The organism is Bradyrhizobium sp. SZCCHNGR1005, from assembly GCF_032489995.1.
Classification (GTDB): domain Bacteria; phylum Pseudomonadota; class Alphaproteobacteria; order Rhizobiales; family Xanthobacteraceae; genus Bradyrhizobium.
Genome location: NZ_JAUEZC010000004.1, coordinates 609,393 through 631,715 on the forward strand (window position 1 = coordinate 609,393; position 22,323 = coordinate 631,715).

A 22,323-nucleotide genomic window follows, 5' to 3' on the forward strand; every position below is an offset into this window, starting at 1 on the left:
TGCACTCGACGATACGCCGACACCAAGCCAGTGCCACGCGACGCGTGCCTATCGTACCGTAGCGCGCGCCTCTTCCGCTTCCTGCTCCCAGCGCAGGATGGTGCGTTCGAGGCTATGGAATTTCTCTTCCGCGGCGCCGCCGAATAGCGGATCTGTCTTGTTCGCCATGTGGGTATCGATGTCGGCCCAATCGCCGGCCGTGAGCGCCTTCGCCGCCGCCGGAAACAGCAGAGCTTCTTCCCTCTTCAGGTGCTCGCGCTGGTTCTTGATGAAGTCGTGCACGGCGAGATGGAAGGTCTCGCGCAAGACCTCCTGATCGGCCAGCACCGCATTCACCGCGTCGGCAAACTTGCGCAACCGCCTGGCCTCGGTCTCGTGCTCGGCGTCGACATCGCCGTAGGCCGCGGCGGCGCGCGGATCGCGCACGCGCAGCTTTTCGAAGATCATCTCTTCCTTGGGATGATGACAGCTCTGCGGAAAATCTTCGAAATACTGGATGATGCTTTGCAGGATATCGTAATCGGGCCGCTGATTACGATCGAACAACTCGAGCTCATGCTCAAGCACGCCAAGCAGTGTCTCGATATTCTGGTGCTCGTCCCGCAATGCGTCGATGATCTTCGCCATGACCGACCTCGCCCGCCTGCGAGCTCGTCTTGCACGATCGAGCCCGCGCTAACCGAAGCTACGCCGGAACAGTCCTTCGGCATTGCGCCAGATCAATCGGAGCCAGGCTGGCGCGGCGGATCACTCCGCTGCCCTCGCCTGCTCCGTACGTTGCAGGTCCAGACGCTCCCAGACATCGACCAGCGCCTCGGCGAGCGCATCGATCAGGCCGTCATCATGATAGGGCGACGGCGTGATGCGCAGCCGCTCCTGCCCGCGCGGCACGGTCGGATAGTTGATCGGCTGGATGTAGATGCCGTGCTCCGACAACAAGAGGTCGGAGGCCAGCTTGCACTTTTCGGGATCGCCGACATGAACCGGGACGATATGGGTGTCGCTCGGCATCACCGGCAGGCCCGCCGCATGCAGCACCGCCTTGAGCCGCGCGGCGCGATCCTGATGCCGCTGCCGTTCCCATTGCGAGGTCTTCAGGTGACGGATCGCGGCGGTGGCCGCCGCGCAGACCGGCGGCGGCAGCGCGGTGGTGAAGATGAAGCCCGGCGCATAGGAGCGCACCGCGTCGATCAGGTTCGCATTGGCCGCGATATAGCCGCCGAGACAGCCATAGGCCTTGGCCAGCGTGCCCTCCAGGATGTCGATCCGGTCCATGGCACCGTCGCGCTCGGCGATGCCGCCGCCGCGCGGGCCGTACATGCCGACCGCATGCACCTCGTCGACATAGGTCAGCGCGCCATAGCGCTCGGCGAGGTCGCAGATCCGGTGCAATGGCGCGACGTCGCCGTCCATCGAATACAGGCTTTCGCAGATGATCAGCTTGGGCCGATCCGGATCGGCGGCGCGCAAGAGCTGCTCCAGATGCGCCGTGTCGTTGTGCCGCCAGATCTGCTTCTCGGTGCCGGCCTTGCGGACGCCTTCGATCATGGAATTGTGGTTCAGCGAATCCGACAGCAGCAGGCAGTTCGGCAGCAGCTTGGCGATGGTGGAGATGCCGGTCTCGTTGGAGACATAGCCTGAGGTGAAGACCAGCGCGGCCTGCTTGCCGTGGAGATCGGCGAGCTCCCGCTCGAGCTCGATCAGCGGATGGTTGGTGCCGGCGATGTTGCGGGTGCCGCCGGCGCCGGTCCCCATCCGCGTCGCCGCATCGACCATGGCGCCGATGACCTTGGGATGCTGGCCCATGCCGAGATAATCGTTCGAGCACCAGATCACGACGTCGCGCTCGCCCTCCGGCGAATGCCAGATCGCATGGGGAAAGCGGCCGGCCAGGCGCTCGAGATCGGCAAACACCCGGTAGCGGCGCTCCTGATGCAGCTGACCAAGGGCGCGATCAAAATAGGCGTCGTAATCCATGATGTGATCCGTTCTTCGGCCTGTTCGGCCGTACCGAGCCAAATCAGTCAGGCAATCAACCAAGGCAAATCGGTGGGTGGGAGCGTCTTGGAGGGCACTGCTGCGGGGCAGGATCGAAGCCCAGTTCTGGGGGGACTTCGTTGATCCAGATCAGCAATTTCCGGGAAAGCTGTACCGCTGCCCATCATGATCGGCAGGAGATCGGCGCCGGGATGGCCAAATTATTTCAAATCGGGGATGGCTCGGCCAAAGAAATGCGCCGTTTCGGCGCAACATCCGCCCCGCTATCAGATCCGTCACGGTTTCGCATCACCGGGTCCGAGACCCGGAAACCACGAGGACATTGATGAAGATCCTAACTGCTCTGCTGGTCGCCTGCGCATTCAGTCAGGCCGCCTTTGCCGAAGGCCTGGAATGCCGGCGCGTTGCCGACCCCACCCCACGGCTCAGCTGCGTGGAGAAGCCGGCAACCGCCGAAGCTCCGACCGCGGCGCGGCCGGATACCTGGAACCCGCCGGCAACCAGCGGGCGTGACGCAGACTCCAACCGCGACGGCGACAGAGTGAGCCCACGCACCACGCGGATCTGCCGCGACTGCTAACCCAGACGCCCGGACATCGCTGGCGCGCGCACCGCGCGGCGCCAATGGCCGCTGTCCTGAACAGATTTGGCCGCGAGCAAGCCGGGCATTTCGGAGGGACGGTGGGAGGTTGGGGGCGGCAGACCGGGCGTGGCACATTTTGCGGTGCGACGCCTTGCCCCGTAGCCAAGAGCCGATGTCAAATCCAAACCGTGGGGTGGAACCCGCCGCTACGCTCCGCCCCTGCGTCTTGGATGACCGGATCACATGGCCTATCTGCCACCTCAGATGAATTTGTTGGAAGCCTTACCCACCGTCATTGGAACGGCAGCGATTGCACCTGCCCTGCTGATTTTGTGGCTCGTGGTTGCCGCCGGCGACCATCCCGGCCCGCCGCTCAGGGTGTGGACCGCGTTTGCGCTCGGCGCCGCCAGCGTCCTCCTGCTGGGCCTGGTCCGGGCGCCGTTTCGCCAGATGGCCGTCGTGGTCGACAATCCCTGGGCCGCGCAGGTGCTGCATTCGGTGGCCGGCGTCGCCTTGCCGGAGGAGATCGTCAAGGTCCTGGTGATCGCCGCCATTTCCTCGCGCCGCCGTCACTTTGGCAACGCGATGGACACCGTGGTTTATGGCGCGGCCGTCGGCCTCGGCTTCGCCGCCTATGAAAACCTCGCTTATCTGGTGCAGCACGCGGATATATGGCGCTCGCTCGCTGCGCTTCGCAGCGTGCTGACGGTGCCCTTTCACGGTGCGCTCGGGGTCATCGCCGGCGCCTATCTCGCGATCGCCCGCGCCGGAACGGCCCTCGGCGCCCATCGTCGCCATCGCGATTGGGCGCGGATGTCCAGTTGGGCCCTGGTGCTGATCGCACCAGTCGCGCTGCATGCGGCATTCGACTTTCCATTATTGATGCTGCAGCGGAATCCGGATCTCGATCCCGTGCTCCGGATCTGGCTTGGGGGCGTGAGCCTGCTGATCGGCTTCTCCTCGATCGGGCTTGCGGCCCGGCTGGTGCGTCGGGTTGCGCACCATCACAGCCCGCACACCGATTTGGCGCGGGCGCGGCTGAGCCAGCTCAGGCGGATGTGGGCGCTGCTCCTGGTCGGCGGCGCCGCCGGCTTCTTCGGTCTCGCCTTCGTCCTGACCTCGCTCCACCATTGGCTGCTCAACCCAGATCACAACGTCGCCGTGGTGCTGGTTCCGCTTGGCCTGACCGCGATTCTTCTTGGTATCGCTCTATTGGTTGTCACGACCGCGATTTACATTTTCGGGCGGAATCGGATCCGGACGACGGCCTAGGAATTCCGATTCCAAATTCGCCTTCGATCCCATGTGAGAGGCAACTTTGTCGATATCGGCGTTGAAGAATTGCCATCAACGTCTTGACCTTAGATGATCTTTTGATTTTGCGTTCACGCCCGGATGGCGTGGCAGACAGGTAGCGAAGCTCACATCCGCTCCACCGGTCGCGGTGGCCCGCTTTGCGCCGGATCAACTCATGTTTACGTCGCCCGGCTAGAAAAGATGCGTGCAGGCTATGATTGTCAGAGCTGCATCAGACGTCCTGCACGCGAGTCTGATCGCGGCAACAGGCACTTCAACCGTTGGGAGCATTGAGATGACCATTCCCCACGATACCCAAGCCGATCGGCTCAGATCGGACATCAGCGCCGCGGTGCACGCGCATTGGGTTGCCTTCCTGATCGAAGGCATTCTGCTCGTAATCCTCGGCCTTGCGGCGATCATTGTCCCGCCCTTGGCAAGCCTTGCGGTGACGATCTTCCTCGGCTGGATGTTCCTGATATCGGGCGTCGCCGGCCTCGCCCTGACCTTCTGGGCGCGCGCCATGCCCGGCTTCTGGTGGTCATTGATCTCCGCGGTGCTCGGGATCGTCGCCGGCATCGTCCTGCTCGCGGAGCCGGTCGAGGGCACGCTGACCTTGACGATCGTGATCGGCGCCTATTTCCTGGCCGAGGGCGTCGCCACCATCATGTATGCGCTGGAGCATCGGCGCGAAATGTCCGCGCGCTGGGGCTGGCTGCTCGCCTCAGGCCTGGTCGATATCGTCATCGCAGGCATCATCATCACGGGCCTGCCCGGCTCGGCCCTGTGGGCCATCGGTCTCCTGGTCGGCATCAACCTGTTGTTCGGCGGGATTTCGATGATCGCGATGGCGCTCGCGGCGCGCAGCGCTTGAGGTGCGTCCAATTCAGGCTGCGCGATTTGGGGATGACAAGTCGCGCGGCCGAGGCTATATAGCCAGTCATGATCACCGTCGCCGCCATCTATTTTTGGTACTTTAGCTACGACAGCTCGCTGGCGGCGGGAGGATCGCGCTCAATCTGAAAATTGCAGCAAGCCATCCGAACAGCCGCCAGGACCTGGCGGCTTTTTTGTTGCCGACGGGTCGTGCAAGTCACACAAGGAGCCCGCCGTGCTGAGTACGACTGACGATCTTCGCATCAAAGAAATCAAGGAATTGAGCTCTCCCGATGAGGTGATGGGCGAGATTCCGCGCACGCTGACCGCAACGCGGGTGGTGATGGCCGCACGAAACGCCATCCGGGCGATCCTGAGCGGCAGCGACGACCGCCTGCTCGTCATCGTCGGTCCCTGCTCGATCCATGATCCCGCTGCGGCGATCGACTATGCCGAACGCCTGACCTCCTTACGCGAACGGCTGTCGGACCGGCTCGAGATCGTCATGCGGGTCTATTTCGAGAAGCCGCGGACCACGGTGGGCTGGAAGGGCCTGATCAACGATCCCGATCTCGACAACAGCTTCGACATCAACAAGGGGCTTAGGCTGGCGCGCAGCGTCTTGTCTGCCATCAACAATGTCGGCCTGCCGGCGGCGACCGAATTCCTCGATCTGACCACCCCGCAATACATCGCCGACCTCGTCTCCTGGGCCGCCATCGGCGCCCGCACGACCGAGAGCCAGATCCACCGCGAGCTGGCCTCCGGCCTGTCCTGCCCGGTCGGTTTCAAGAACGGCACCGACGGCAACATCCGCATCGCCACGGATGCGGTGAAATCGGCCTCCCATCCCCATCACTTCATGGCGGTGACCAAGGGCGGCCGTTCGGCAATCGCAGCCACCAGCGGCAATGACGACTGCCATATCATTCTGCGCGGCGGCAAGGGTCCGAACTATGACGCGGCAAGCGTCGATCAGGCTGCAAATGAGCTGGTCCACTCCGGGCTTGCGCCGCGGCTGATGATCGACACCAGCCACGCCAACTCCGGCAAGAAGCCGGAAAATCAGCCGGCGGTGGCCACCGACATTGCACGGCAGATCATGGAAGGCGAGCAGCGCATCATGGGCGTGATGATCGAAAGCAACCTGGTGGCCGGACGCCAGGACGTCCAACCCGGCGTGCCGCTGGTCTACGGGCAGAGCATCACGGATGGCTGCATCGATTGGAGCACGACCGTCGAGGTGCTCGATCAGCTGGCGGACGCAGTCAGCACGCGTCGCGCCACGTGCAAAGGCGCTTTGCAGGAACGCTCGGCCTAGCGGCTGGTCTGCGCTAGGTGGGGCGCTGCCGAGGCGTTCCGCTCGCGCAGGCCCATGACGAAGGCGGCGGCGGCGAAAAATGCGCCCAGCAAGCAGACGCCCGACCATCCGCTGGCCGTCCATGCAAGACCAGACAGCGCCGATCCGGCGGCGCTGCCGACGAAGAAAAGGCCCGTGAACAATCCGTTGATGCGAGCGCGCGCGTCCGGACGCAGCAGGTTAATTTCCCGCCGCCCGAGCGTCTGATCGCCAATCACGCCGAGATCGAGCACGAAGGCGGCGATCGCCAGCAGTGCGAGCGCTGTGAGAGGATACGTTCCCGGTTCAAACCCGAGCCATCCGGCTCCGGCAATACCCGCAAGGACGAGTGCACCGGCGGCCCCTGCGTGCGCGACGCGCGTGGCAACACCCGTGAGTCCACGGTCGCCGGCTCGCCCTGCGAGCGGCGAGATGATCGCCCCTCCCGCACCAGCCAATGCAAAAACCGCGATGCCCGTCTGGCTGAGATCAAACGGCGGCGCCGCCAAACGTAATGCGATCGAAGTCCAGAAGCTGCCAAACGCGGCCATGCATAACGCCTGGTAGACCGCGCGCCGCCGCAACACCGGTTCATCGCGCAGAACCGTCCACAAAGATGCAACGAGGCCGAGCGAGGTCGCGCTTGCCGCAGTCCTGCGGCGGGGCAGCACCGCGAGCAGCATGCAGGTCACCCCGATCATGATAACAGCATCGATCGCATAGACCATGCGCCAGCCGAAGTGATCGGCCAGGAGGCTGGCGCTGGGTCGCGATAGCAGAATGCCCACCATCAGGCCACTCATCACCGTTCCGATCGCCTGACCACGCAGCGGCGCCGGGGCGATCGCTGCGACCACCGGGATGAGCATCTGGATGACGCTGGTCGCAACCCCGGTAGCAAAGGCTGCAAACAGGAAGATTCCAGCCGACGGCGCCGCCGCGGCACAGCCGATCGCGCATACATCTGCGGTCAACGTCCATAAGATCATCCGGCGACTGTCCAGTAGATCGGTCATGGGCACGAGCACGACGAGCCCGACGGCATAGCCGAGCGAGGTCAGTGTCGGGGCCAGGCCGGCGAGCGCAACCGGAAAACCGAGGCTCGGCCCGATCAAACCGACCAGCGGTTGCGCAGCAAACAATGGCAGAACGATCAGGCCGACCGCGGCTGCGAGGGCGGTTAGAAGGACAGACGATATCCGCTGGCTTTCAGCCGGCGGGACAATGGACGGCATTTTCAGCTCCCCATGGAATGCGCGTGCCGGACGCTCGGCGCGCCTATGCCGCAGCAGCGTACAGCCCATCCGATTTGTGATAATCTGTCGCGAAAGCGATATATTCTTCCAACCGATGGAAGAGTTGAGCTATGGCCGATCTCGACGACTACACTGCCTTCATTGCAATCGTGGATCGCGGCAGCCTGACGGGGGCCGCGAAGACCTTAGGCCGCTCGCTGCAGACGGTCAGCAGATCCCTGTCACTGCTGGAGCGCGAGCTTGGTACGCCGCTGCTGCTACGAACCACCCGCCGATCCCAGGTCACTGTGGCAGGCCAGGCGTTCCACGACCGCATCAAGGCAGCCCTTGCCGAGATCAACCTCGCACGCGATGAAGCCGCCCAACACGGCGAGATCGTCACGGGCAGATTGAGGATCGCCGCGTCCGTCCTATTCGCGCCAGCCTATGTCGTGCCGACCGCCGCGTCCTTCATGCAGCGCTGGCCCGGCGTCGACATCGAGCTGGAGCTCAGCGACGAATTCTCCGATCTCGTTGCAAACCGCATCGATCTCGCCATCAGGATCGGCGACCTGTCGCCGTCAGCACTGCGTCGACGCGGCCTTGCGCAGTTGCGCCGGGTCCTGTTCGCGACACCGGCCTACCTCGAGCGTCGTGGACGGCCGACAAGTCCTTCGGACCTTGCACGGCATCAATGCGTGGTCAGAACGATTGGACCTGAAGGGGATGTCTGGCCTCTGACCTCGAACGGGGAAATCGTCCCTGTGCGCGTCCGTGGCGCGTTCGCCGCCAACGATGCAGCCGCCTGCAACGCGGCGGTCGCCGCCGGGCTTGGCATCGGCCTTGCGCCATATTGGCAAATCCGCGCCATGGTCGATGATGGGCGAGTCGAACTCGTGCTGACCAATTTCGAACCACCGCCCGTTCCGGTCAGCGCCGTCTGGCTACCGGTGCCGCATCTCCCGGCACGGACGCGCCTGTTCATCGACGCGCTCGCAGCCCGCTTCTCGGCGGAGCGCTGGTGAACGGCGCGGCTAGTATCCGATTCTGACGTTCGTATCACTTTGCGGTGGGCTCGCGTCCGACGTGCGCCCCGCTGGATGCGCTCAGCAGCCGCGGCAGATGCTCTTGAGCTTCTTGTCGAGCGCTGCGTCTTCCTTATTCTCCGGAAGATTCGGATCGCTCAGGCCCTTCTCATTCGAGAAGTCGCTGGCGCGCGGTTGACGATGGCCGACTGGCGCTTCCGGAAGCGAGCTCGAGGCTCCGCCACTGCGGCCCGAGCCGCTGCCGGCTGCTCCCCCGCTGCCGCCCCCACCTTGCGCAAAAGCCGGCCCGGCCGCCACCGCAATCAGGAGCCCCATCGCGATTGCAAATCCCTTCATGTTGCTCCTCCTCAGCAGGAAATCAGACGCCCTCATCGGGTGGATAGAGATGCACCTCGCCACAATAGTCAATCACACGATAGCGCCTATCCGCAGCCGCTTCATGATCCTGCTCAACAGAATCATCTGTCGCCAAATATTGCGGGCCGACCGGCGCCTTGCCGTAACCGCCGGGAATGTCGAGCACAAAATCCGGCTGGCACAGTCCGGAGACACGACCGCGCAACGCCCGCATCAATTCCTGGCCTCGCGCAAGCGTGGTGCGCAAATGGGCAGTCCCCGGGGCGAGGTCACCGTGATGCAGGTAATAGGGCTTGATGCGGCATTCAACGAAGGCCCGCATCAAGGCTTCGAGAGTTTCGGCCTCGTCATTGACGCCGCGCAGCAGCACGGATTGGCTGACCATCGGAATGCCCGCATCGATCAGCCGCGCGCAGGCGGCGCGGACGTCGTCGCTCAATTCACGCGGATGATTGGCATGGAGCGCAACCCAGGTCGTCGCGCCGGCGGGCCTCAGGGCCTCGACCAATGCGGCGCTGATCCGCGCAGGCTCGGCGACCGGCAGACGGGTATGGATGCGGATGATCTTCACGTGATCGATCGCGGCCAGATCCGACATGATTTCCTTGAGCCGGCGCGGCGACAGCATCAACGGATCGCCGCCGGTGAGGATGACCTCCCAGATCTCGGAGTGGGCACGGATGTAGTCGAGCGCTACGCGGTAGGCGGCATCCGACAGTCCGCTCTCCTTGCCGGGCCCGACCATTTCGCGGCGGAAGCAGAACCGGCAATAGACCGCGCAGACATGCACCAGCTTCAGCAGCACCCGATCGGGATAGCGGTGCACGATGCCGGGCACCGGCGAATGCGCGTCATCGCCGATCGGATCGGCGCGTTCGCCAGGCGCGGCGACCAGCTCGTCCGGTGTCGGAACAAACTGGCGGGCGATCGGATCGGCGGCATTCCCCGGCTCGATCAGATCAGCCAGGTGGGACGTCACGGCGATCGCATAGCGCTCGCCGACCTGCTCCAATACGGCCTGGTCTGCCGGCGCAACGAAACCGTGCGCGACGAGGTCGGCGGCCGTCCGCAAGGTGTTTGGCCGTAGCACTCGGTTCATGCTTCACCCGCGGGCGGAGTCCATACCACCTGATCGATCCTGACTGCGCCGGTGGCCAGCATCGCCAGCCGATCGAAACCGAGCGCCACCCCGCTCGCCGGCGGCATCACGCCGACCGCAGCGAGAAAATCCTCGTCGATCGGATAGCGCTCGCCGTAGCGCCGGGCCTTCTCCTCCATCGAATCCTCGAAGCGTCGCCGCTGCTCAACGGCATCGGTCAATTCGCCAAACCCATTGGCGAGTTCGACCCCGCAGGCATAGACCTCGAAACGCTCGGCAACGCGCGGATCGGCGTGCTTCGTCCGCGCCAAGGCCGACTCGGGCGCCGGATATTCGTAGAGCACGGTCAAACGCCCTTGCCCCAGATGCGGTTCGACATGCTCGACCAGGATCTTTGAGAACAGATCCGACCAGGTGTCGTCGGCCGCGATCCGGATCTTGCCGCTGGCCGCTGCTGCGAGCGCCGCACGATCCCCTTCGCCATACGTCACCGTGGCCAGCAGGTCGATTCCAGCGTAGCGCTGGAAGGCGGCCGCAACGGTCAGGAATTCCGGGGCGACAAACGGATCGGCGCTCCGTCCCCGAAAAGCAAACTGCGAGATCCCGGTCGTTTGCGCCGCACGCACGATCACCGCGACCGTATCGGCCATGATCACGTCGTAAGCGGCGTTGGCCCGGTACCATTCCAGCATGGTGAATTCCGGCAGGTGCAGGTCGCCGCGCTCGCGGTCGCGGAACACCCGCGCGAACTCGAATATCCGGCTTTCGCCGGCGGCCAGCAGCTTTTTGCAGGCGAATTCCGGCGAGGTCCGCAGATACCGCCTGCTCCGGCTGCCATCTTCCCCCGTCAGCTCGGTCGCCGGCGCATGCAGGTGGGTCTCGTTGCCCGGCGACAGCTGCAGGATGGCGGTCTCGACCTCGGTAAATTCCTGCTCCTCGAACCAGGTCCTGACGGCGCGAGTGACCGCGCCACGCGCCAGCAGGAACGGCCGCCTGTCGGCGTGCCGGCCGGCCGACCACCAGGGCGAGATCGGGGGCTGACCGGCCATCAAAGGGTGGCCCTACCGGTCCGCAAAACACTGGCAACCCGGGCCAAAATCAGTATGTTGCGGCCCGAAACCGCATCTCGCGTCCCGAAGCACCGCGGCCTTGCCCGGCGCCGGGCCCCAATATCAGGAAAAACAGCTTTGAAAGTCATCGCCAGCTCTATTCGCAAGGGTAACGTCATTGAGCAAGATGGAAAGCTCTACGTCGTCGTGACGGCCGAGAACATCCATCCCGGCAAGGGCACGCCGGTCAGCCAGATCGAAATGCGTCGAATCAGCGATGGTGTGAAGATCTCCGAACGCTACAAGACCACCGACCAGGTCGAGAAGGTCACCATCGAGGAGCGCAACTTCACCTTTCTTTACGAAGATGCCGACGGCTTCCACTTCATGAACCCGGAGACCTACGATCAGGTCCAGGTGCCGAAGGACGTGGTCGGCGCGCAGGCGGCCTATCTCCAGGAGAACATGACCGTCAAGCTGTCGATGCACGACGTGGTGCCGGTTTCGATCGCGCTGCCCCAGCGCGTCACGCTGGAGGTGGTCGACACCGAGCCCGTCACCAAGGGCCAGACCGCATCATCGTCGTACAAGCCTGCCGTGCTCTCCAATGGCATCCGCACCGGCGTTCCGCCGCACATCACGGTCGGCACCCGCATCGTGGTCATGACCGAGGACGGCTCCTACTGCGAGCGCGCCAAGGACTGACCTCGGCCGAGGAGCGCCGCGGAGGCAAACGCGCGATCTGATATGCCGGGCAGCCGGACTTTGGGAGCGGATCTTTAGCGGACGGTCTTGGAGGCCGATCTTGAGGGGCAAGGTCTCTTGCAGGCGCAGGATCACTCATCTCCTCGCCTGGCTGCCGGGGCTGGCGGTGATCGGAGCAACGCCGACTTGCGCCCTGGCGGACGAGCTTTTTCGCACGCCGGGGATCGCCGTGAGCCACACCGATTGGCGCGCGGCCCTGGATCAACTCCGCTCCGAATTGAACACCGTGCCCTCCGTCGCCGCGGAGTTCGTCCTCTCAGCGCGGCGGCACGGCGTCGCTCCGTTCGACCCGCGCACGCGCCCGGCGCTGCTCGAGCTCAACGGCGCGACATCACCGATCTTCACGGGCATTGGACGCAGTCCAGTGCCCGTGCTGTTGCCCTTCGACACAACGGCCTATTTGGCGGCAAGACGGAGCGGCACGGCTGAGATCGTGCCGCTGAGCCGATACCAGGCCGACTTCCGCACCGAACTATTCGATACCGGCCCGGCCGGCTACGACGCGGTGTTTTCGTTGCCGCCCGAGGTCGGCGCGGGTCTGCCGCCGCGCGTCTTCGCCAAGGCGATCGAAGTGCAGATCACCGGCTCGCGCCTCGTCTATGACATTCCCGATCCGCAAGGCGGCAAGGGCGAGCCGGTCAAGGCGCTGGCGGCGCAATATCCCGAACTGCGCCGCTTCATTCGCGAAGGTTACGTCCGCTATGCCTTCACGCGTTTCGGCATCGCTTACGTGGTCTCGATCCAATGCCTGGATAGCGTCCCGCGCGCGCGGCGCTTGGCCTGCCGGGAGGCCTACCCGGTCGCCGAGCGCTTTCTGAAGGCGCTGCATGTGGTCGGCGGCCAGCCGATATTGCCGCGCCCCGACATCGCGCCGACCGCCGTCGAACATCCAGCAAACCTCTCGGCTGAGTTTACCTACCGTCCGGCAGGAGATCTTCCGGGCCAGCGCAGTCCCACCGGCCCAAGCGGGCCTGCCGATCGCATCGTCTACTCGCAGATCCATTTTCCGCTCGAGGCGCCGGCCTATGTCCATTCGCAATCCTCCGGCAAGGGCCGCTCCGGCGACGCTGCCGACCAACGTCGCGGGCAGTATCCGTGGCGCGACAATTTCTGCGAAGCGCGCAGCTTCAATGTCGGACAATGTGCGAGCGGCTTCGGACATCAGGGCGAAGACATCCGCCCCGGTGCCTGCCCGGCGCGGCGCGACGGCGCAGATGGCTGCGATCCGAAGCGGCAGCGCGTGCTCGCGGTCCGCGACGGCGTCGTGATCCGCAGCCCCAAAGACCAGGCGGCAACGCTGCAGGTCAATAGCGGCGCCGAGCATATCCGTTTTCGCTATATGCACATGCAGCCCACGGCGATGGATGCTGATGGACTGCTGAACGGTCGCGTGTTGCGCGAAGGCCAGCAGATCGGCGTCGTCTCCAACTATCTCGACCATCCCAACGGCACGACGCGCCATCTGCATTTCGACATGCAGGTGTTCACCCGCGACGGCTGGATCTGGGTCAATCCCTACGTCACCTTGATCTCAGCCTATGAGCGCCTGATCGGCGGCCGCGGTCGCGAGATCGGACCTCAGATGGCGTCCTCGCCGGTGATCACAGTCGCACCGGCCGCCGCCGAGCAGGCGGCAAGCGACGCCGGCGCGCATTAGTTCCGCCTCCATGACCTCCGCGGCAGCGGAACCGCAAGCCTGCCGACCTCGTTAACCTCCGAAGGGAGGTGGCGCGAGTGAGCGGCAAACGGCGCGACGGCAAGGCTCCGGTGGCCATTGCATTGGCTGTTGTGATCGTCAGCGTCGCAACATTGACCGTACTCGTACGCGACCGCTGGCAACCGCCCGAAATCAAACCGGCAACTGAGGCGCAGCACTCCGAGACCGGGGACGCGGCGCGGGCCGCCGGCGCGAAGGTGCTTCCGACCGACCGCTCCCTTACCGTCGAGCCTAAGCCGGCCGGTCCGCCACGCGCACAGCCAGCCAATCCTTATTAAGTCTGATCGCCCGGCAGCGGCGAGCGCCCGAACACACCGGACATTCAGGCCGACCATCTGTCTTGTTCACGTAAGGCTTCCTCGGAATTGAGCCGCCCGGCGATGTCGTGGGCCAAGGCGTCGCTGTCGGTCTCTGCGATCGGCGTACCGTCCTGGCGCTTGATCCTGGCCTTGTCGGCCTCGAGCGGGAAATCGCGTGGCTTCAGCTGGTCTGGTGCGCTGGCCATCGTCGCCTCCTCCCCTCGTTCCAAGTTCATCCTCATCAACTCGCGCCCCCGCGCACGCGTTCCCGCCGCCGCGACAGCTACGGCGTCGGATCAAAAGGTGGCCCCGCCCCGGCTTGAAACGCCTTGACCGTGCCCAACTCATCTAGTCATATATATGACTAGATGACACAGATCAGCTCCGACGCCCGCCTGCCGCTCTATCAACGCCTGCGCGATCACCTCGCCGAGCGCATTGCGAACCATGCCTGGCGTCCGGGCGAAGCGATCCCGACCGAAGCCGAGCTCGCAGCCGCCCATGGGCTCTCCATCGGCACGGTGCGCAAGGCGATCGACTGCCTGGTCGCAGACGGCATTCTGGAGCGCCAGCAGGGCCGCGGCACCTTCGTTCGTCGCGCCCGCTTCAACTCCTCGCTGTTCCGCTTCTTCCGCTTCCAGTCGGAAAGCGGCGAACGGCGGGTTCCTCAGAGCCGCATCATCAGGCGCAAGGAGCTGCCGGCCCCCTCGGCCGCCGCTTCGGCGCTGCGCATTCCGCCGGGCGAGCCGGTGATCCACCTGTCGCGGCTGCGGCTGATCGACGGCGTGCCGCTGCTGGCGGAAGAGATCTGGCTGCAGAAGGCGCGCTTTGCCGCGATCATGGAGATCGAGAGCGGCGAGTTCTCCGACCTGCTCTATCCGCTGTACGAAGAGCGCTGCGGCCAGGTGGTGGTTTCCGCCGACGAGGTGCTCACGGTCGAGACCGCCAACGCGATGCAGGCGCGGCTGTTGCGGCTGCAGCCCGGCGCGCCGCTGATCGTGATCGAACGGCTCGCTTTCGATCTCGAACGGCGGCCGATCGAGTGGCGCCGTTCGCGCGGACCGGCCGACCGCTTCCGTTACCACGCCGAAATCCGCTAGCGCTCAAATTCGCTGCGCCAGCAGCGATAAACAATAATGACGATCACGAGGGAGGAACAATGTCGAACTGGTATCAGGAATCCACGCCGCTGGAGCGACGCACCTTTTGGGCAAGTTTTGGCGGCTGGGCGCTCGATGCGCTCGACGTCCAGATGTTCAGCCTCGCCATTCCGGCGCTGATCGCGGCATTCAGCATCACCAAGGCGCAAGCCGGCTTTCTCGGATCGATCACGCTGTTCTTCGGCGCGTTCGGCGGCTGGCTCGGCGGCGCGCTGGGCGACCGGTTCGGGCGCGTCAAAGCGCTGCAGATCACGGTGGCGACCTTCGCGCTCGCCACCTTCGCCTGCGCCTTCGTTACCGATTACAACCAGCTGCTCGTGCTGAAGGCGATCCAGGGCCTCGGCTTCGGCGCCGAATGGGCCTGCGGCGCGGTGCTGATGGCCGAGATCATTCGCCCCGATCATCGCGGGCGCGCGCTTGGTACCGTGCAAAGTGCGTGGGCGGTCGGCTGGGGGGCGGCGGTGCTGCTATCGGCCGTCATCTTCACTTACGTCGCGAAGGACATCGCCTGGCGCGTGCTGTTCGCCGCCGGATTGTTGCCGGCGCTGCTGATCCTCTACATCCGCCGCGGCATCGAGGAGCCGAAACGCGCGGTGAAAGCGGCCGATATGCCGTTCCTCGCTACGGTCTCCGGCGTGTTCAAGCCGGAGGTGCTGCGCTCGACCCTGATCGGCGGCTTGTTCGGGATCGGTGCCCATGGCGGCTATGCCGCGCTCACGACCTTCCTGCCGACCTATTTGCGTGAGGTCAGACAATTGTCGGTGCTGGGTTCGAGCGGCTATCTCGCCGTGATCATCATCGCCTTCTTCTGCGGCTGCATCGCAAGCGGGGTGGTGAGCGACAGAATCGGCCGCCGCGCCAATGTCGCGCTGTTCGCCTCCGCCTGTATCGCCACCGTGCTGGTCTATATCTTCGCGCCGCTGTCCAATTCGCAGATGCTGCTGCTCGGCTTTCCGCTCGGCTTCTTCTCCGCCGGCATTCCCGCTAGCATGGCGGCGCTGTTCAGCGAACTTTATCCGGCCGGCGTGCGCGGCACCGGGGTCGGCTTCTGCTACAATTTCGGCCGCGTCGTCTCGGCCGCCTTCCCGTTCCTCGTCGGCTATCTGTCCGAGCATATCGGCCTCGGACCCGCGATCGGCATCGACGCCGCCTTTGCCTATTCGCTGGTGCTTCTCGCCGTGCTGATGCTGCCCGAGACGCGCGGCAAGGTGTTCGAGCAGCCGATCGACGCACCCTCGCGCGCTTGAGGCATCGATGGTCAGCATCGACGCGCATGCGCATGTCTTTCATCGCGGCCTGGCGCTCGCGGACCTGCGACGCTACGCCCCGGATTATGATGCGCCGGTGGACCAGTATCTCGCGCAGCTCAACGCCGCCGGCATCAGCCATGGCGTGCTGGTGCAGCCGAGCTTTCTCGGCACCGAGAACTGGTATCTGCTCAACTGCATCAGAATTGCTCGGAACCGGCTGCGCGGGATCGCGGTCGTCGATCCCTCCATTTCCAGCGAGGACTTGCAGGCGATGGATCGCGGCGGGATTGCCGGAATCCGGTTGAACCTGGTCGGCTGCCCGCTGCCCGACCTTACGGAGAGCCGTTGGCGGACGTTGCTTGCAGCGGTCGCCGATCTCGGCTGGCAGGTGGAAATCCAGCGGCGCGCCGCTGACTTGCCCGATCTGGTCACGCAGCTCGTCGAATACGATCTCACCGTCGTCATCGACCATTTCGCGCTGCCAGATCCGATCCTCGGGATCGCAGACCCGGCCTTTGCCGCCGTGCTGAAGCTCGGCGGATCGGGCCAAGTCTGGGTCAAACTGTCCGCCCCATATCGGAACGGACCACAGGGCCGCGCCTTCGCCCGGCAGGCCTATCCATTGCTGCGCGATGCGTTCGGCCCTGACCGGCTGATGTGGGGCAGCGACTGGCCCCACACCCAGTTCGAACTCACGCAGGACTACACGACGAACCGCAATTTTCTCGATGAGCTGATCCCGGATGCGAACGAGCGCGCGCGCGTCCTGGCCGCGCCATATGCGCTGTTTCGCTTCTGAGCCGCCATCGCAACCCGTCTAGCGCCCGCGCCTACTGCAGATAGGTCGTGAGCTGCGCCCCCTCGTCGGCGACGAACACGGCGATCAATTCTGCGGGTTCTGTCGCGCTCGCATTGGCCGACACCAGATGCGTCGAGCCCGGCGGCTCGAAGAACGATTGGCCGACCTGGAACACTTCAGGCGGCCCTCCCGCCAGCTGCGAGCGGATCTCGCCCTTGGTGATGTAGGCCGTCACCGAACCGGAATGCCGATGCGCAGGCGAGAAACCGCCCGGGCCATAGGAGACGCGAACGATGGTCACGCGCTTGCCCGGCACATTTGCCAGCGGATAAGAGGCGATCTGTTCGACCTTGTCCTGCGGTGATCCGGCCGCCGCGGTGGTGACACACAGCGGCGCCAGTGCGCCAGAGATCGCGTCCGTCGTCACCGGCAGCGCCCTTGCCGCCACCAAGGCGCAGGCAAGACCCGCCATGACGGACAACGAGACCGATCGCATGTGCGGCCGCATCGGCCGGAGACAGTGTACCGTCGCCAGCGAAGTCATGATCGTCCTCCCAAAATTCGCCTTACAGGGGCTCTGTCAGGATCCGGCAATCCGCGCAGCTGGGCGCACCGGCGGCGTCCAGCCATAGGCGACGCCGAAGCGATTCCAGACATTGATCACGCCGATCGCCGAGCTGAGATAGACCAGCTCCTTCTCGGAGAATTCCGCGCTCGCCTGCGCATAAACCGCGTCGCCGACGCCACCGGACAACAAGGTCAGCGCCTCCGTCCACGCCAGCGCAGCGCGCTCGCGGGCCGAGAACTGCGGCGCCTCGCGCCAGACCACGAGGAGATTGAGCTTGTCGGCGGGAACGCCGAGCCGCTCGGCTTCCAGGATGTGGAATTGGACGCAGAACGCGCAGCCGTTGATCTGCGAAGCCCGAACCTTGATCAGCTCCAACAGATCCTTCTCCAGCCCGGCCTTTCCGGCGAGCTGGCTCAGCGCCAGCACCCGCTCGTAGACATCAGGCGCCAGCGCCTTGAAATCCGGATAGTCCTTGCGCGCATGTGGCATCTGTCACTCTCCGTGATATAAGAACACTGTCGAATTATAAGAGCTCTTATATCATGCGCAAGCCGACGCTCAAGCAAACGACCCATGACGAAACCGGGACGCGGCAATCCGGCGGGAAGAGTCGCGGGGCGGCTCCTCGTCCGGCGGTTCCGCCGCTGCCCGGAGAGGGCAAACGCGGCGAACAGGGTTATCTCGCCTATTTGTTGCGGCAGGCGCAGGCGGCGGCGCGGTTGAGCCTCGAACGCGCGCTCGGGGAATTGGGGGTGACGCCACCGCAATTCGTGGTGCTGACGATGCTGAAGGCCTATCCGGGCTTATCGGGCGCCGACCTCGCGCGCGTCGCGCTGCTGACCCCGCAGACGGTGGGCGTCATCATCCGCAATCTCGAGCGCGACGGCGCGATCGCCAAGACCCCCCACCCGGTCCACGGCCGCATGCTGCAATGGAGCCTGACCGAACGCGGCCTCCATCTGCTGCAGGCCTGCCGGCGGCATGCCATGGCGCTGGAACGGCGTCTGGAGAAGGACATGAATGCTACGGAACTCGCGACCATCCGCCGCTGGCTCGCCAAAATTGCGATCGACCTGCAGGAGGGCTAAAACGCGAGAACTTTCCCGGCACGCCCTCGGAGCGGGGTAAACTCGATCGCATGAGACAGCATGATTCCCTGACCCGCCGCGCGCTGCTTCGCACCGGAGCCGGTGCCGCGGTGCTCCTGGCTGCGCCGCTCACCGCAACCGCCGTCCCTGCGGGCTTCGAGGCCTGGCGCGAGTCGTTCCGCACGCGCGCGCTGGCCAAGGGCATTTCGCCCGCGACCTGGAAGCGCGCAATGGCCGATGTCGAGCCCGACATGAGCGTGTTCAAGGAGCTGCGCAATCAGCCGGAGTTCAAGGAGGAGCTCTGGCAATACATCAACCGCCGCGTCTCCGACTGGCGCATCATCAACGGCAAGATCGCGCTCAAGGAGAACGCGGCGCTATTCGCGCGGATCGAGAAGGATTTCGGCGTCGAGCGCGGCACCTTGCTGGCGCTCTGGGGCGTCGAGTCGGCCTATGGCGATCCCTTGGTGCAGAAGAACCACATGCGCCCGGTGTTTCCTGCACTGGCCGCGCTCGCCTGGAACGAGCCGCGCCGCAAGGCCTATTGGGAAGCCGAACTGATCAATGCGCTGAAAATCGTCGATCGCGGCTGGAGCACGCCGGAGGAGATGCGGGGATCCTGGGCCGGGGCGATGGGCCATACCCAATGGATGCCCGAGGTCTGGCTCAATGTCGGCTTCGACTATGACGGCGACGGCAAGATTTCCCCCTTCGGCAGGCCCGACGATGCCTTGGGCTCGACCGCGCGCTACCTCGTCAATCGCGGCCATTATCGCCGTGGCGAGCACTGGGGCTACGAGGTGCGCGCCCCCGGCAGCATGTCCGGCAGCCGCACCTATGCGGCATGGCAGGCGGCCGGGGTCAGGCGCGCCGATGGCGAAGCCTTCCCGCAGCCGAACGCTTCGGCGCAGCTCTGGAGTCCCGTCGCCGGCGGACCGTCTTTTCTGTTGGGTCCGAACTTCTATTCGGTGAAGAGCTACAATCCGGCGATGAGCTACGCGCTCGCGATCTGCCATCTCGGTGACCGCATCCTCGGCGGACCGCCTTTCATTCAACCGTTCCCGGGATCCGAGCGCGCGCTGACGCTCGCGGAGGTCCAGGAGATGCAGCGGCGCCTTACCCAGGCCGGCTTCGACACCGGCGGCACCGACGGCCGCGTCGGCAACGACACGATGAAGGCGATCCGCGATTTCCAGGTCAAGGCCGGCATTCAGCCCGCCGACGGCTATGGTGGGCTGAAGGTGCTGGCAAAGCTCAGGCAGGGCGGCTGATGCCGACGGCCCGCCGCTACCTCGTCGCCGTGCTTGTGTTCCTATCGGCCTTCGCGCTGGGCGTACTCGGCTTCGCATACCATTTCCACGTCCTGGCAACCCCGGCCGATCTTGCGCAATCGCAGGTCAGGGACGTAGACAACATCATCCTGCCCGCCGACCTCCGCTACAACGCGGCCTTCAAGCTCGCACGCATCGGCCAGGCGCGTCCGGATGTCATCTGTATCGGCACCTCGCGTCCAGGCACGTTCCGCGATTGGATGTTCAAGCCGTACCGCTTCTACAACGCATCCTTCACGGCCTGGACCACGTCTCAGCTCTTGGATGTGTTCGAGCGCTCGACGCGCGAGGTGCGGCCGCGGGTCGTCATCCTCGCAATCGACTATTTCCTGTTCACGGACACCTGGGACAAGGCCAACGGGACCGAACGGACGATGATCTACGAGCCGCTTCGCTACGTCCTGTTCAAGTTCCGCTATCTGACCCATTCGCTGCCCTCGCTCGCCCCATTCCAGGACGATCGGCGCCAGGACGGGTTTCGACGGGACGGGTCCTATGCCTATCCGGCTGGATTCATCGAGGTGGCACGCAAGCAATTCCAGTCGGCCGAGTACTTCCTCAAGTCAACGCCAGGCGCCGCGCATATGTCCGAGCGCCAGATGGCCCCGATCGTCCAGCTTGCATCGCTGGCGCAACAGCGCGGGATCAAGCTGATCGCCATCCAGCTTCCCTATATTCGCAGCGCAGTGGACTACCTGGACTACGAGGAGTCCTATCGGCCCTGGTCCGGCGTCTGGCGCGAGTTCGAGAGCGAACAGACGGCCAGCTGGCTCCGCGGCCTTGGCATCACCTTCTTCGACATGGCGCATTCGTCGGTCGGGACCGATCCGCTCAACTTCATTGATGCCTACCATCCCTCGGACGACGGCATGGTCAAGATTCTCGATCAATTGTTGGACGAGAAGGAGTTTCGGGCGCAGTTTCCGGACATGAACAAGATCGAATGAGCACGCCGAGCTTGCCCCGGAGGTTGGCGTGCGCTTGCCCTGCGTCCTTTCCTCGCGTCGTTCTCAGGACTCGAGGCTTCGAAGATAAGCGCAGAACATGTCGGCCATCGCTTCGGCATAGGCGTCGATCTCTGCGGGCTTTCGCGGCGCTTGTGAGAAGTGCTCGCCGACCTTGCTGAGCGTGGTCTTGATGAGTTCGCCGGCCAATTTGCGCGTCTGGTCAGAAGCTCTGGGCAGGACCTCCTGCATGAAGGTCCGCATCGTGCGGCCGCTCGAAGCCCGTTGCTGCCGCGCCTCGGGCGCATCACGGTAAAGCGGCGCTGCATCGTGGAGCGCGACGCGTATTGCGGCCTCTTCGCACTCCGAACGGATGAAGGCATGAACGAGCCTGCGCAGCCGCTCCAGCGGCGGTTGCTCCGCGTCCTCGAGAATCTCGCGCAGCAGGTCGCCCGTCTGCCGCCACTCGTCGCTCTGCAGGCGGAACAGGATCGCCGCCTTGTTGGGGAAATACTGATAGAGCGATCCGATGCTGACGCCAGCCTTCTCCGCGACACGCGCGGTGGTGAAACGCTGCGCACCTTCCTTCGCCAAAACCTGAACAGCAGCTTCCAGAATGGCCGTAACGAGCTCGGTCGATCGCGCCTGTTTGGGCTGTTTTCGCGAGGAAACTGAAGCACTTCGGCGAGCGGCCATGATCGCCTCCGGGGAATGCGAATAGGAAACGCGACGAATTAGTCATATTTCTTCTCGCGCGCAACAGCGCCCTCACCTGCCGTGGAGACCTCCATGACCACCCTGACATCACCCCCGCTCGCGCCCCTGTTGGACAGCTTGTTCGAACACGCCGCCCAAAATCGGCCGGAGGCGAGCCCCGTCTTTGCCGATCTCTCCGAGGACGAGGTATCGCAGCTGCTGCAAAGCAGGACCGACTACATCGATCTGTATTCCCGGTTGAAGGATGTTCCGCTGCCGGTTTCGCGTGAGACCGGCGCCCTGCTCTATATGTTGGCGCGGGGCTGCCGCGCGCGCAACATCATCGAGTTCGGGATGTCGTTCGGCATCTCGACCCTCCACCTTGCCGCAGCCTTGCGCGACAATGGCGGCGGCCGCCTGATCACATCCGAGTTCGAGCCGTCCAAAGTGGCACGGGCGCGCGCCAACCTTGCCGCCGGCGGCGTGATCGATCTCGTCGAGATCCGTCAAGGCGACGCGCTGAAGACGCTGAGCGTCGATCTCCCGGCGATGATCGATCTCGTGCTGCTCGATGGCGCCAAGCCGCTCTATCCTGACATTCTGCGTTTGCTGGAGAACCGCCTGAGACCGGGCGCGTTCATCGTCGCCGACAATGCCGATGACAGTCCCGACTATCTCGCCTACGTGCGTTCGCCGGCGAACGGCTACACATCGGTGCCGTTCGGAGATGACGTCGAGCTGTCGATGCGGATCGGATGAGCACAGCGCGCGGCGCCAGAGTCTCACCAACGATCTCATTCGGTGAGTTGGCGCCAGTCTGACGGATGG

25 protein-coding genes are annotated in these 22,323 nt (G+C 64.7%); 15 read left to right on the forward strand and 10 right to left on the reverse strand.

Annotated elements, in window-relative coordinates:
• Positions 1 to 48: 48 nt before the first annotated feature.
• Together QXZ85_RS20630 and hemA are read right to left on the reverse strand one after the other, a co-directional pair.
• Positions 49 to 627, reverse strand: coding sequence for a hemerythrin domain-containing protein (locus QXZ85_RS20630; protein ID WP_315703804.1), 579 nt, complete (start codon positions 625 to 627; stop codon positions 49 to 51).
• A gap of 120 nt (positions 628 to 747) precedes the next feature.
• Positions 748 to 1,977: a 5-aminolevulinate synthase gene (hemA, locus tag QXZ85_RS20635; RefSeq protein ID WP_315767888.1), complete on the reverse strand. Its 1,230-nt coding sequence runs from the start codon at positions 1,975 to 1,977 to the stop codon at positions 748 to 750.
• A gap of 346 nt (positions 1,978 to 2,323) precedes the next feature.
• Here hemA and QXZ85_RS20640 point away from each other — a divergent pair, with 346 nt between their 5' ends.
• From QXZ85_RS20640 to QXZ85_RS20655, 4 genes are all read left to right on the forward strand, one after another.
• A complete protein-coding gene (locus QXZ85_RS20640) occupies positions 2,324 to 2,578 on the forward strand; it encodes a hypothetical protein (protein WP_315703802.1) in 255 nt (84 codons plus the stop codon).
• Between the two features lie 267 nt (positions 2,579 to 2,845).
• Positions 2,846 to 3,853 carry a PrsW family intramembrane metalloprotease gene (locus tag QXZ85_RS20645; protein WP_315704277.1) on the forward strand — a complete coding sequence of 336 codons (1,008 nt, stop codon included), beginning with the start codon at positions 2,846 to 2,848 and terminating at the stop codon, positions 3,851 to 3,853.
• A gap of 319 nt (positions 3,854 to 4,172) precedes the next feature.
• Entirely contained in the window at positions 4,173 to 4,751 is a 579-nt protein-coding gene (locus tag QXZ85_RS20650; RefSeq protein ID WP_315703801.1) for an HdeD family acid-resistance protein, read from the forward strand.
• A gap of 237 nt (positions 4,752 to 4,988) precedes the next feature.
• Positions 4,989 to 6,074 (forward strand): 3-deoxy-7-phosphoheptulonate synthase, encoded by a 1,086-nt coding sequence (locus tag QXZ85_RS20655; RefSeq protein ID WP_315703800.1) that lies wholly within the window; start codon positions 4,989 to 4,991, stop codon positions 6,072 to 6,074.
• Here QXZ85_RS20655 and QXZ85_RS20660 read toward each other — a convergent pair.
• Entirely contained in the window at positions 6,071 to 7,396 is a 1,326-nt protein-coding gene (locus QXZ85_RS20660) for an MFS transporter (protein WP_315765328.1), read from the reverse strand. The two genes, QXZ85_RS20655 and QXZ85_RS20660, sit on opposite strands and share 4 nt — an antisense overlap.
• A gap of 62 nt (positions 7,397 to 7,458) precedes the next feature.
• On the opposite strand from QXZ85_RS20660, the gene QXZ85_RS20665 reads away from it, so the two are divergent.
• Positions 7,459 to 8,352, forward strand: coding sequence for a LysR family transcriptional regulator (locus tag QXZ85_RS20665; protein ID WP_315703798.1), 894 nt, complete (start codon positions 7,459 to 7,461; stop codon positions 8,350 to 8,352).
• Positions 8,353 to 8,433: 81 nt separating this feature from the next.
• Here QXZ85_RS20665 and QXZ85_RS20670 read toward each other — a convergent pair whose 3' ends face one another.
• Genes QXZ85_RS20670 through epmA form a run of 3 tightly spaced genes read right to left on the reverse strand, consistent with a single transcriptional unit; the run spans position 8,434 to position 10,878 of the window.
• Positions 8,434 to 8,709, reverse strand: coding sequence for a hypothetical protein (locus QXZ85_RS20670; protein ID WP_315703797.1), 276 nt, complete (start codon positions 8,707 to 8,709; stop codon positions 8,434 to 8,436).
• 22 nt (positions 8,710 to 8,731) lie between these two features.
• On the reverse strand, positions 8,732 to 9,829 hold the full coding sequence (locus tag QXZ85_RS20675) for a lysine-2,3-aminomutase-like protein (RefSeq protein WP_315767889.1): 1,098 nt from the start codon (positions 9,827 to 9,829) through the stop codon (positions 8,732 to 8,734).
• Positions 9,826 to 10,878 (reverse strand): EF-P lysine aminoacylase EpmA, encoded by a 1,053-nt coding sequence (epmA, locus tag QXZ85_RS20680; protein ID WP_315767890.1) that lies wholly within the window; start codon positions 10,876 to 10,878, stop codon positions 9,826 to 9,828. Before epmA ends, QXZ85_RS20675 begins: the two co-directional genes overlap by 4 nt.
• A 138-nt stretch (positions 10,879 to 11,016) precedes the next feature.
• Between epmA and efp the strand changes: the two genes are divergently transcribed.
• The 3 genes from efp (at position 11,017) to QXZ85_RS20695 (ending at position 13,638) form a co-directional block, all read left to right on the forward strand.
• Positions 11,017 to 11,583: an elongation factor P gene (gene efp, locus QXZ85_RS20685; RefSeq protein WP_315767891.1), complete on the forward strand. Its 567-nt coding sequence runs from the start codon at positions 11,017 to 11,019 to the stop codon at positions 11,581 to 11,583.
• A 100-nt stretch (positions 11,584 to 11,683) separates the two neighbouring features.
• Entirely contained in the window at positions 11,684 to 13,300 is a 1,617-nt protein-coding gene (locus tag QXZ85_RS20690) for a M23 family peptidase (RefSeq protein WP_316189193.1), read from the forward strand.
• A 77-nt stretch (positions 13,301 to 13,377) separates the two neighbouring features.
• Positions 13,378 to 13,638 carry a hypothetical protein gene (locus tag QXZ85_RS20695; protein WP_315703792.1) on the forward strand — a complete coding sequence of 87 codons (261 nt, stop codon included), beginning with the start codon at positions 13,378 to 13,380 and terminating at the stop codon, positions 13,636 to 13,638.
• Between the two features lie 44 nt (positions 13,639 to 13,682).
• Here QXZ85_RS20695 and QXZ85_RS20700 read toward each other — a convergent pair whose 3' ends face one another.
• Positions 13,683 to 13,865, reverse strand: coding sequence for a hypothetical protein (locus QXZ85_RS20700; protein ID WP_315730022.1), 183 nt, complete (start codon positions 13,863 to 13,865; stop codon positions 13,683 to 13,685).
• A 162-nt stretch (positions 13,866 to 14,027) separates the two neighbouring features.
• On the opposite strand from QXZ85_RS20700, the gene QXZ85_RS20705 reads away from it, so the two are divergent.
• From QXZ85_RS20705 to QXZ85_RS20715, 3 genes are read left to right on the forward strand one after another with little or no spacing between them, the layout of a single operon-like run.
• Positions 14,028 to 14,759, forward strand: a complete 732-nt coding sequence (locus tag QXZ85_RS20705; RefSeq protein WP_315730021.1) for a GntR family transcriptional regulator — start codon at positions 14,028 to 14,030, stop codon at positions 14,757 to 14,759.
• A 59-nt stretch (positions 14,760 to 14,818) separates the two neighbouring features.
• Positions 14,819 to 16,066 (forward strand): MFS transporter, encoded by a 1,248-nt coding sequence (locus QXZ85_RS20710; RefSeq protein WP_315703789.1) that lies wholly within the window; start codon positions 14,819 to 14,821, stop codon positions 16,064 to 16,066.
• 7 nt (positions 16,067 to 16,073) lie between these two features.
• Positions 16,074 to 16,868 (forward strand): amidohydrolase family protein, encoded by a 795-nt coding sequence (locus QXZ85_RS20715; protein ID WP_315703788.1) that lies wholly within the window; start codon positions 16,074 to 16,076, stop codon positions 16,866 to 16,868.
• A 31-nt stretch (positions 16,869 to 16,899) separates the two neighbouring features.
• Here QXZ85_RS20715 and QXZ85_RS20720 read toward each other — a convergent pair whose 3' ends face one another.
• A complete protein-coding gene (locus QXZ85_RS20720) occupies positions 16,900 to 17,412 on the reverse strand; it encodes a cupin domain-containing protein (protein WP_315764838.1) in 513 nt (170 codons plus the stop codon).
• 36 nt (positions 17,413 to 17,448) lie between these two features.
• Positions 17,449 to 17,925, reverse strand: coding sequence for a carboxymuconolactone decarboxylase family protein (locus tag QXZ85_RS20725; RefSeq protein WP_315703786.1), 477 nt, complete (start codon positions 17,923 to 17,925; stop codon positions 17,449 to 17,451).
• Between the two features lie 53 nt (positions 17,926 to 17,978).
• Here QXZ85_RS20725 and QXZ85_RS20730 point away from each other — a divergent pair, with 53 nt between their 5' ends.
• The 3 genes from QXZ85_RS20730 to QXZ85_RS20740 are packed head-to-tail and all read left to right on the forward strand — an operon-like array spanning position 17,979 to position 20,802.
• Positions 17,979 to 18,524: a MarR family winged helix-turn-helix transcriptional regulator gene (locus tag QXZ85_RS20730; RefSeq protein ID WP_315703785.1), complete on the forward strand. Its 546-nt coding sequence runs from the start codon at positions 17,979 to 17,981 to the stop codon at positions 18,522 to 18,524.
• Positions 18,525 to 18,574: 50 nt separating this feature from the next.
• Complete coding sequence (locus QXZ85_RS20735; RefSeq protein WP_315703784.1) at positions 18,575 to 19,795, forward strand: lytic murein transglycosylase; 1,221 nt, start codon at positions 18,575 to 18,577, stop codon at positions 19,793 to 19,795.
• Entirely contained in the window at positions 19,795 to 20,802 is a 1,008-nt protein-coding gene (locus QXZ85_RS20740) for a hydrolase (protein WP_315767892.1), read from the forward strand. The genes QXZ85_RS20735 and QXZ85_RS20740 overlap by 1 nt, the downstream gene beginning before the upstream one ends.
• A 63-nt stretch (positions 20,803 to 20,865) precedes the next feature.
• Here the strand turns inward: QXZ85_RS20740 and QXZ85_RS20745 are convergent, their stop codons facing one another.
• Entirely contained in the window at positions 20,866 to 21,495 is a 630-nt protein-coding gene (locus QXZ85_RS20745; protein WP_315703782.1) for a TetR family transcriptional regulator, read from the reverse strand.
• Positions 21,496 to 21,588: 93 nt separating this feature from the next.
• Here QXZ85_RS20745 and QXZ85_RS20750 point away from each other — a divergent pair, with 93 nt between their 5' ends.
• Complete coding sequence (locus QXZ85_RS20750) at positions 21,589 to 22,254, forward strand: O-methyltransferase (protein ID WP_315764844.1); 666 nt, start codon at positions 21,589 to 21,591, stop codon at positions 22,252 to 22,254.
• Positions 22,255 to 22,323 lie beyond the last annotated feature (69 nt).

Coding starts and splice junctions, on each gene's coding strand:
- QXZ85_RS20640 (WP_315703802.1), top strand. CDS start 2,324: ATGAAGATCCTAACTGCTCTGCTGGTCGCCTGCGCATTCAGTCAGGCC.
- epmA (WP_315767890.1), bottom strand. CDS start 10,878: ATGGCCGGTCAGCCCCCGATCTCGCCCTGGTGGTCGGCCGGCCGGCAC.
- QXZ85_RS20710 (WP_315703789.1), top strand. CDS start 14,819: ATGTCGAACTGGTATCAGGAATCCACGCCGCTGGAGCGACGCACCTTT.
- QXZ85_RS20715 (WP_315703788.1), top strand. CDS start 16,074: ATGGTCAGCATCGACGCGCATGCGCATGTCTTTCATCGCGGCCTGGCG.
- QXZ85_RS20645 (WP_315704277.1), top strand. CDS start 2,846: ATGAATTTGTTGGAAGCCTTACCCACCGTCATTGGAACGGCAGCGATT.
- QXZ85_RS20700 (WP_315730022.1), bottom strand. CDS start 13,865: ATGGCCAGCGCACCAGACCAGCTGAAGCCACGCGATTTCCCGCTCGAG.
- QXZ85_RS20630 (WP_315703804.1), bottom strand. CDS start 627: ATGGCGAAGATCATCGACGCATTGCGGGACGAGCACCAGAATATCGAG.
- QXZ85_RS20740 (WP_315767892.1), top strand. CDS start 19,795: ATGCCGACGGCCCGCCGCTACCTCGTCGCCGTGCTTGTGTTCCTATCG.
- QXZ85_RS20730 (WP_315703785.1), top strand. CDS start 17,979: ATGCGCAAGCCGACGCTCAAGCAAACGACCCATGACGAAACCGGGACG.
- QXZ85_RS20745 (WP_315703782.1), bottom strand. CDS start 21,495: ATGGCCGCTCGCCGAAGTGCTTCAGTTTCCTCGCGAAAACAGCCCAAA.
- QXZ85_RS20735 (WP_315703784.1), top strand. CDS start 18,575: ATGAGACAGCATGATTCCCTGACCCGCCGCGCGCTGCTTCGCACCGGA.
- QXZ85_RS20705 (WP_315730021.1), top strand. CDS start 14,028: ATGACACAGATCAGCTCCGACGCCCGCCTGCCGCTCTATCAACGCCTG.
- hemA (WP_315767888.1), bottom strand. CDS start 1,977: ATGGATTACGACGCCTATTTTGATCGCGCCCTTGGTCAGCTGCATCAG.
- QXZ85_RS20665 (WP_315703798.1), top strand. CDS start 7,459: ATGGCCGATCTCGACGACTACACTGCCTTCATTGCAATCGTGGATCGC.
- QXZ85_RS20670 (WP_315703797.1), bottom strand. CDS start 8,709: ATGAAGGGATTTGCAATCGCGATGGGGCTCCTGATTGCGGTGGCGGCC.
- QXZ85_RS20750 (WP_315764844.1), top strand. CDS start 21,589: ATGACCACCCTGACATCACCCCCGCTCGCGCCCCTGTTGGACAGCTTG.
- QXZ85_RS20675 (WP_315767889.1), bottom strand. CDS start 9,829: ATGAACCGAGTGCTACGGCCAAACACCTTGCGGACGGCCGCCGACCTC.
- QXZ85_RS20720 (WP_315764838.1), bottom strand. CDS start 17,412: ATGACTTCGCTGGCGACGGTACACTGTCTCCGGCCGATGCGGCCGCAC.
- QXZ85_RS20650 (WP_315703801.1), top strand. CDS start 4,173: ATGACCATTCCCCACGATACCCAAGCCGATCGGCTCAGATCGGACATC.
- QXZ85_RS20660 (WP_315765328.1), bottom strand. CDS start 7,396: ATGGGCTGTACGCTGCTGCGGCATAGGCGCGCCGAGCGTCCGGCACGC.
- QXZ85_RS20725 (WP_315703786.1), bottom strand. CDS start 17,925: ATGCCACATGCGCGCAAGGACTATCCGGATTTCAAGGCGCTGGCGCCT.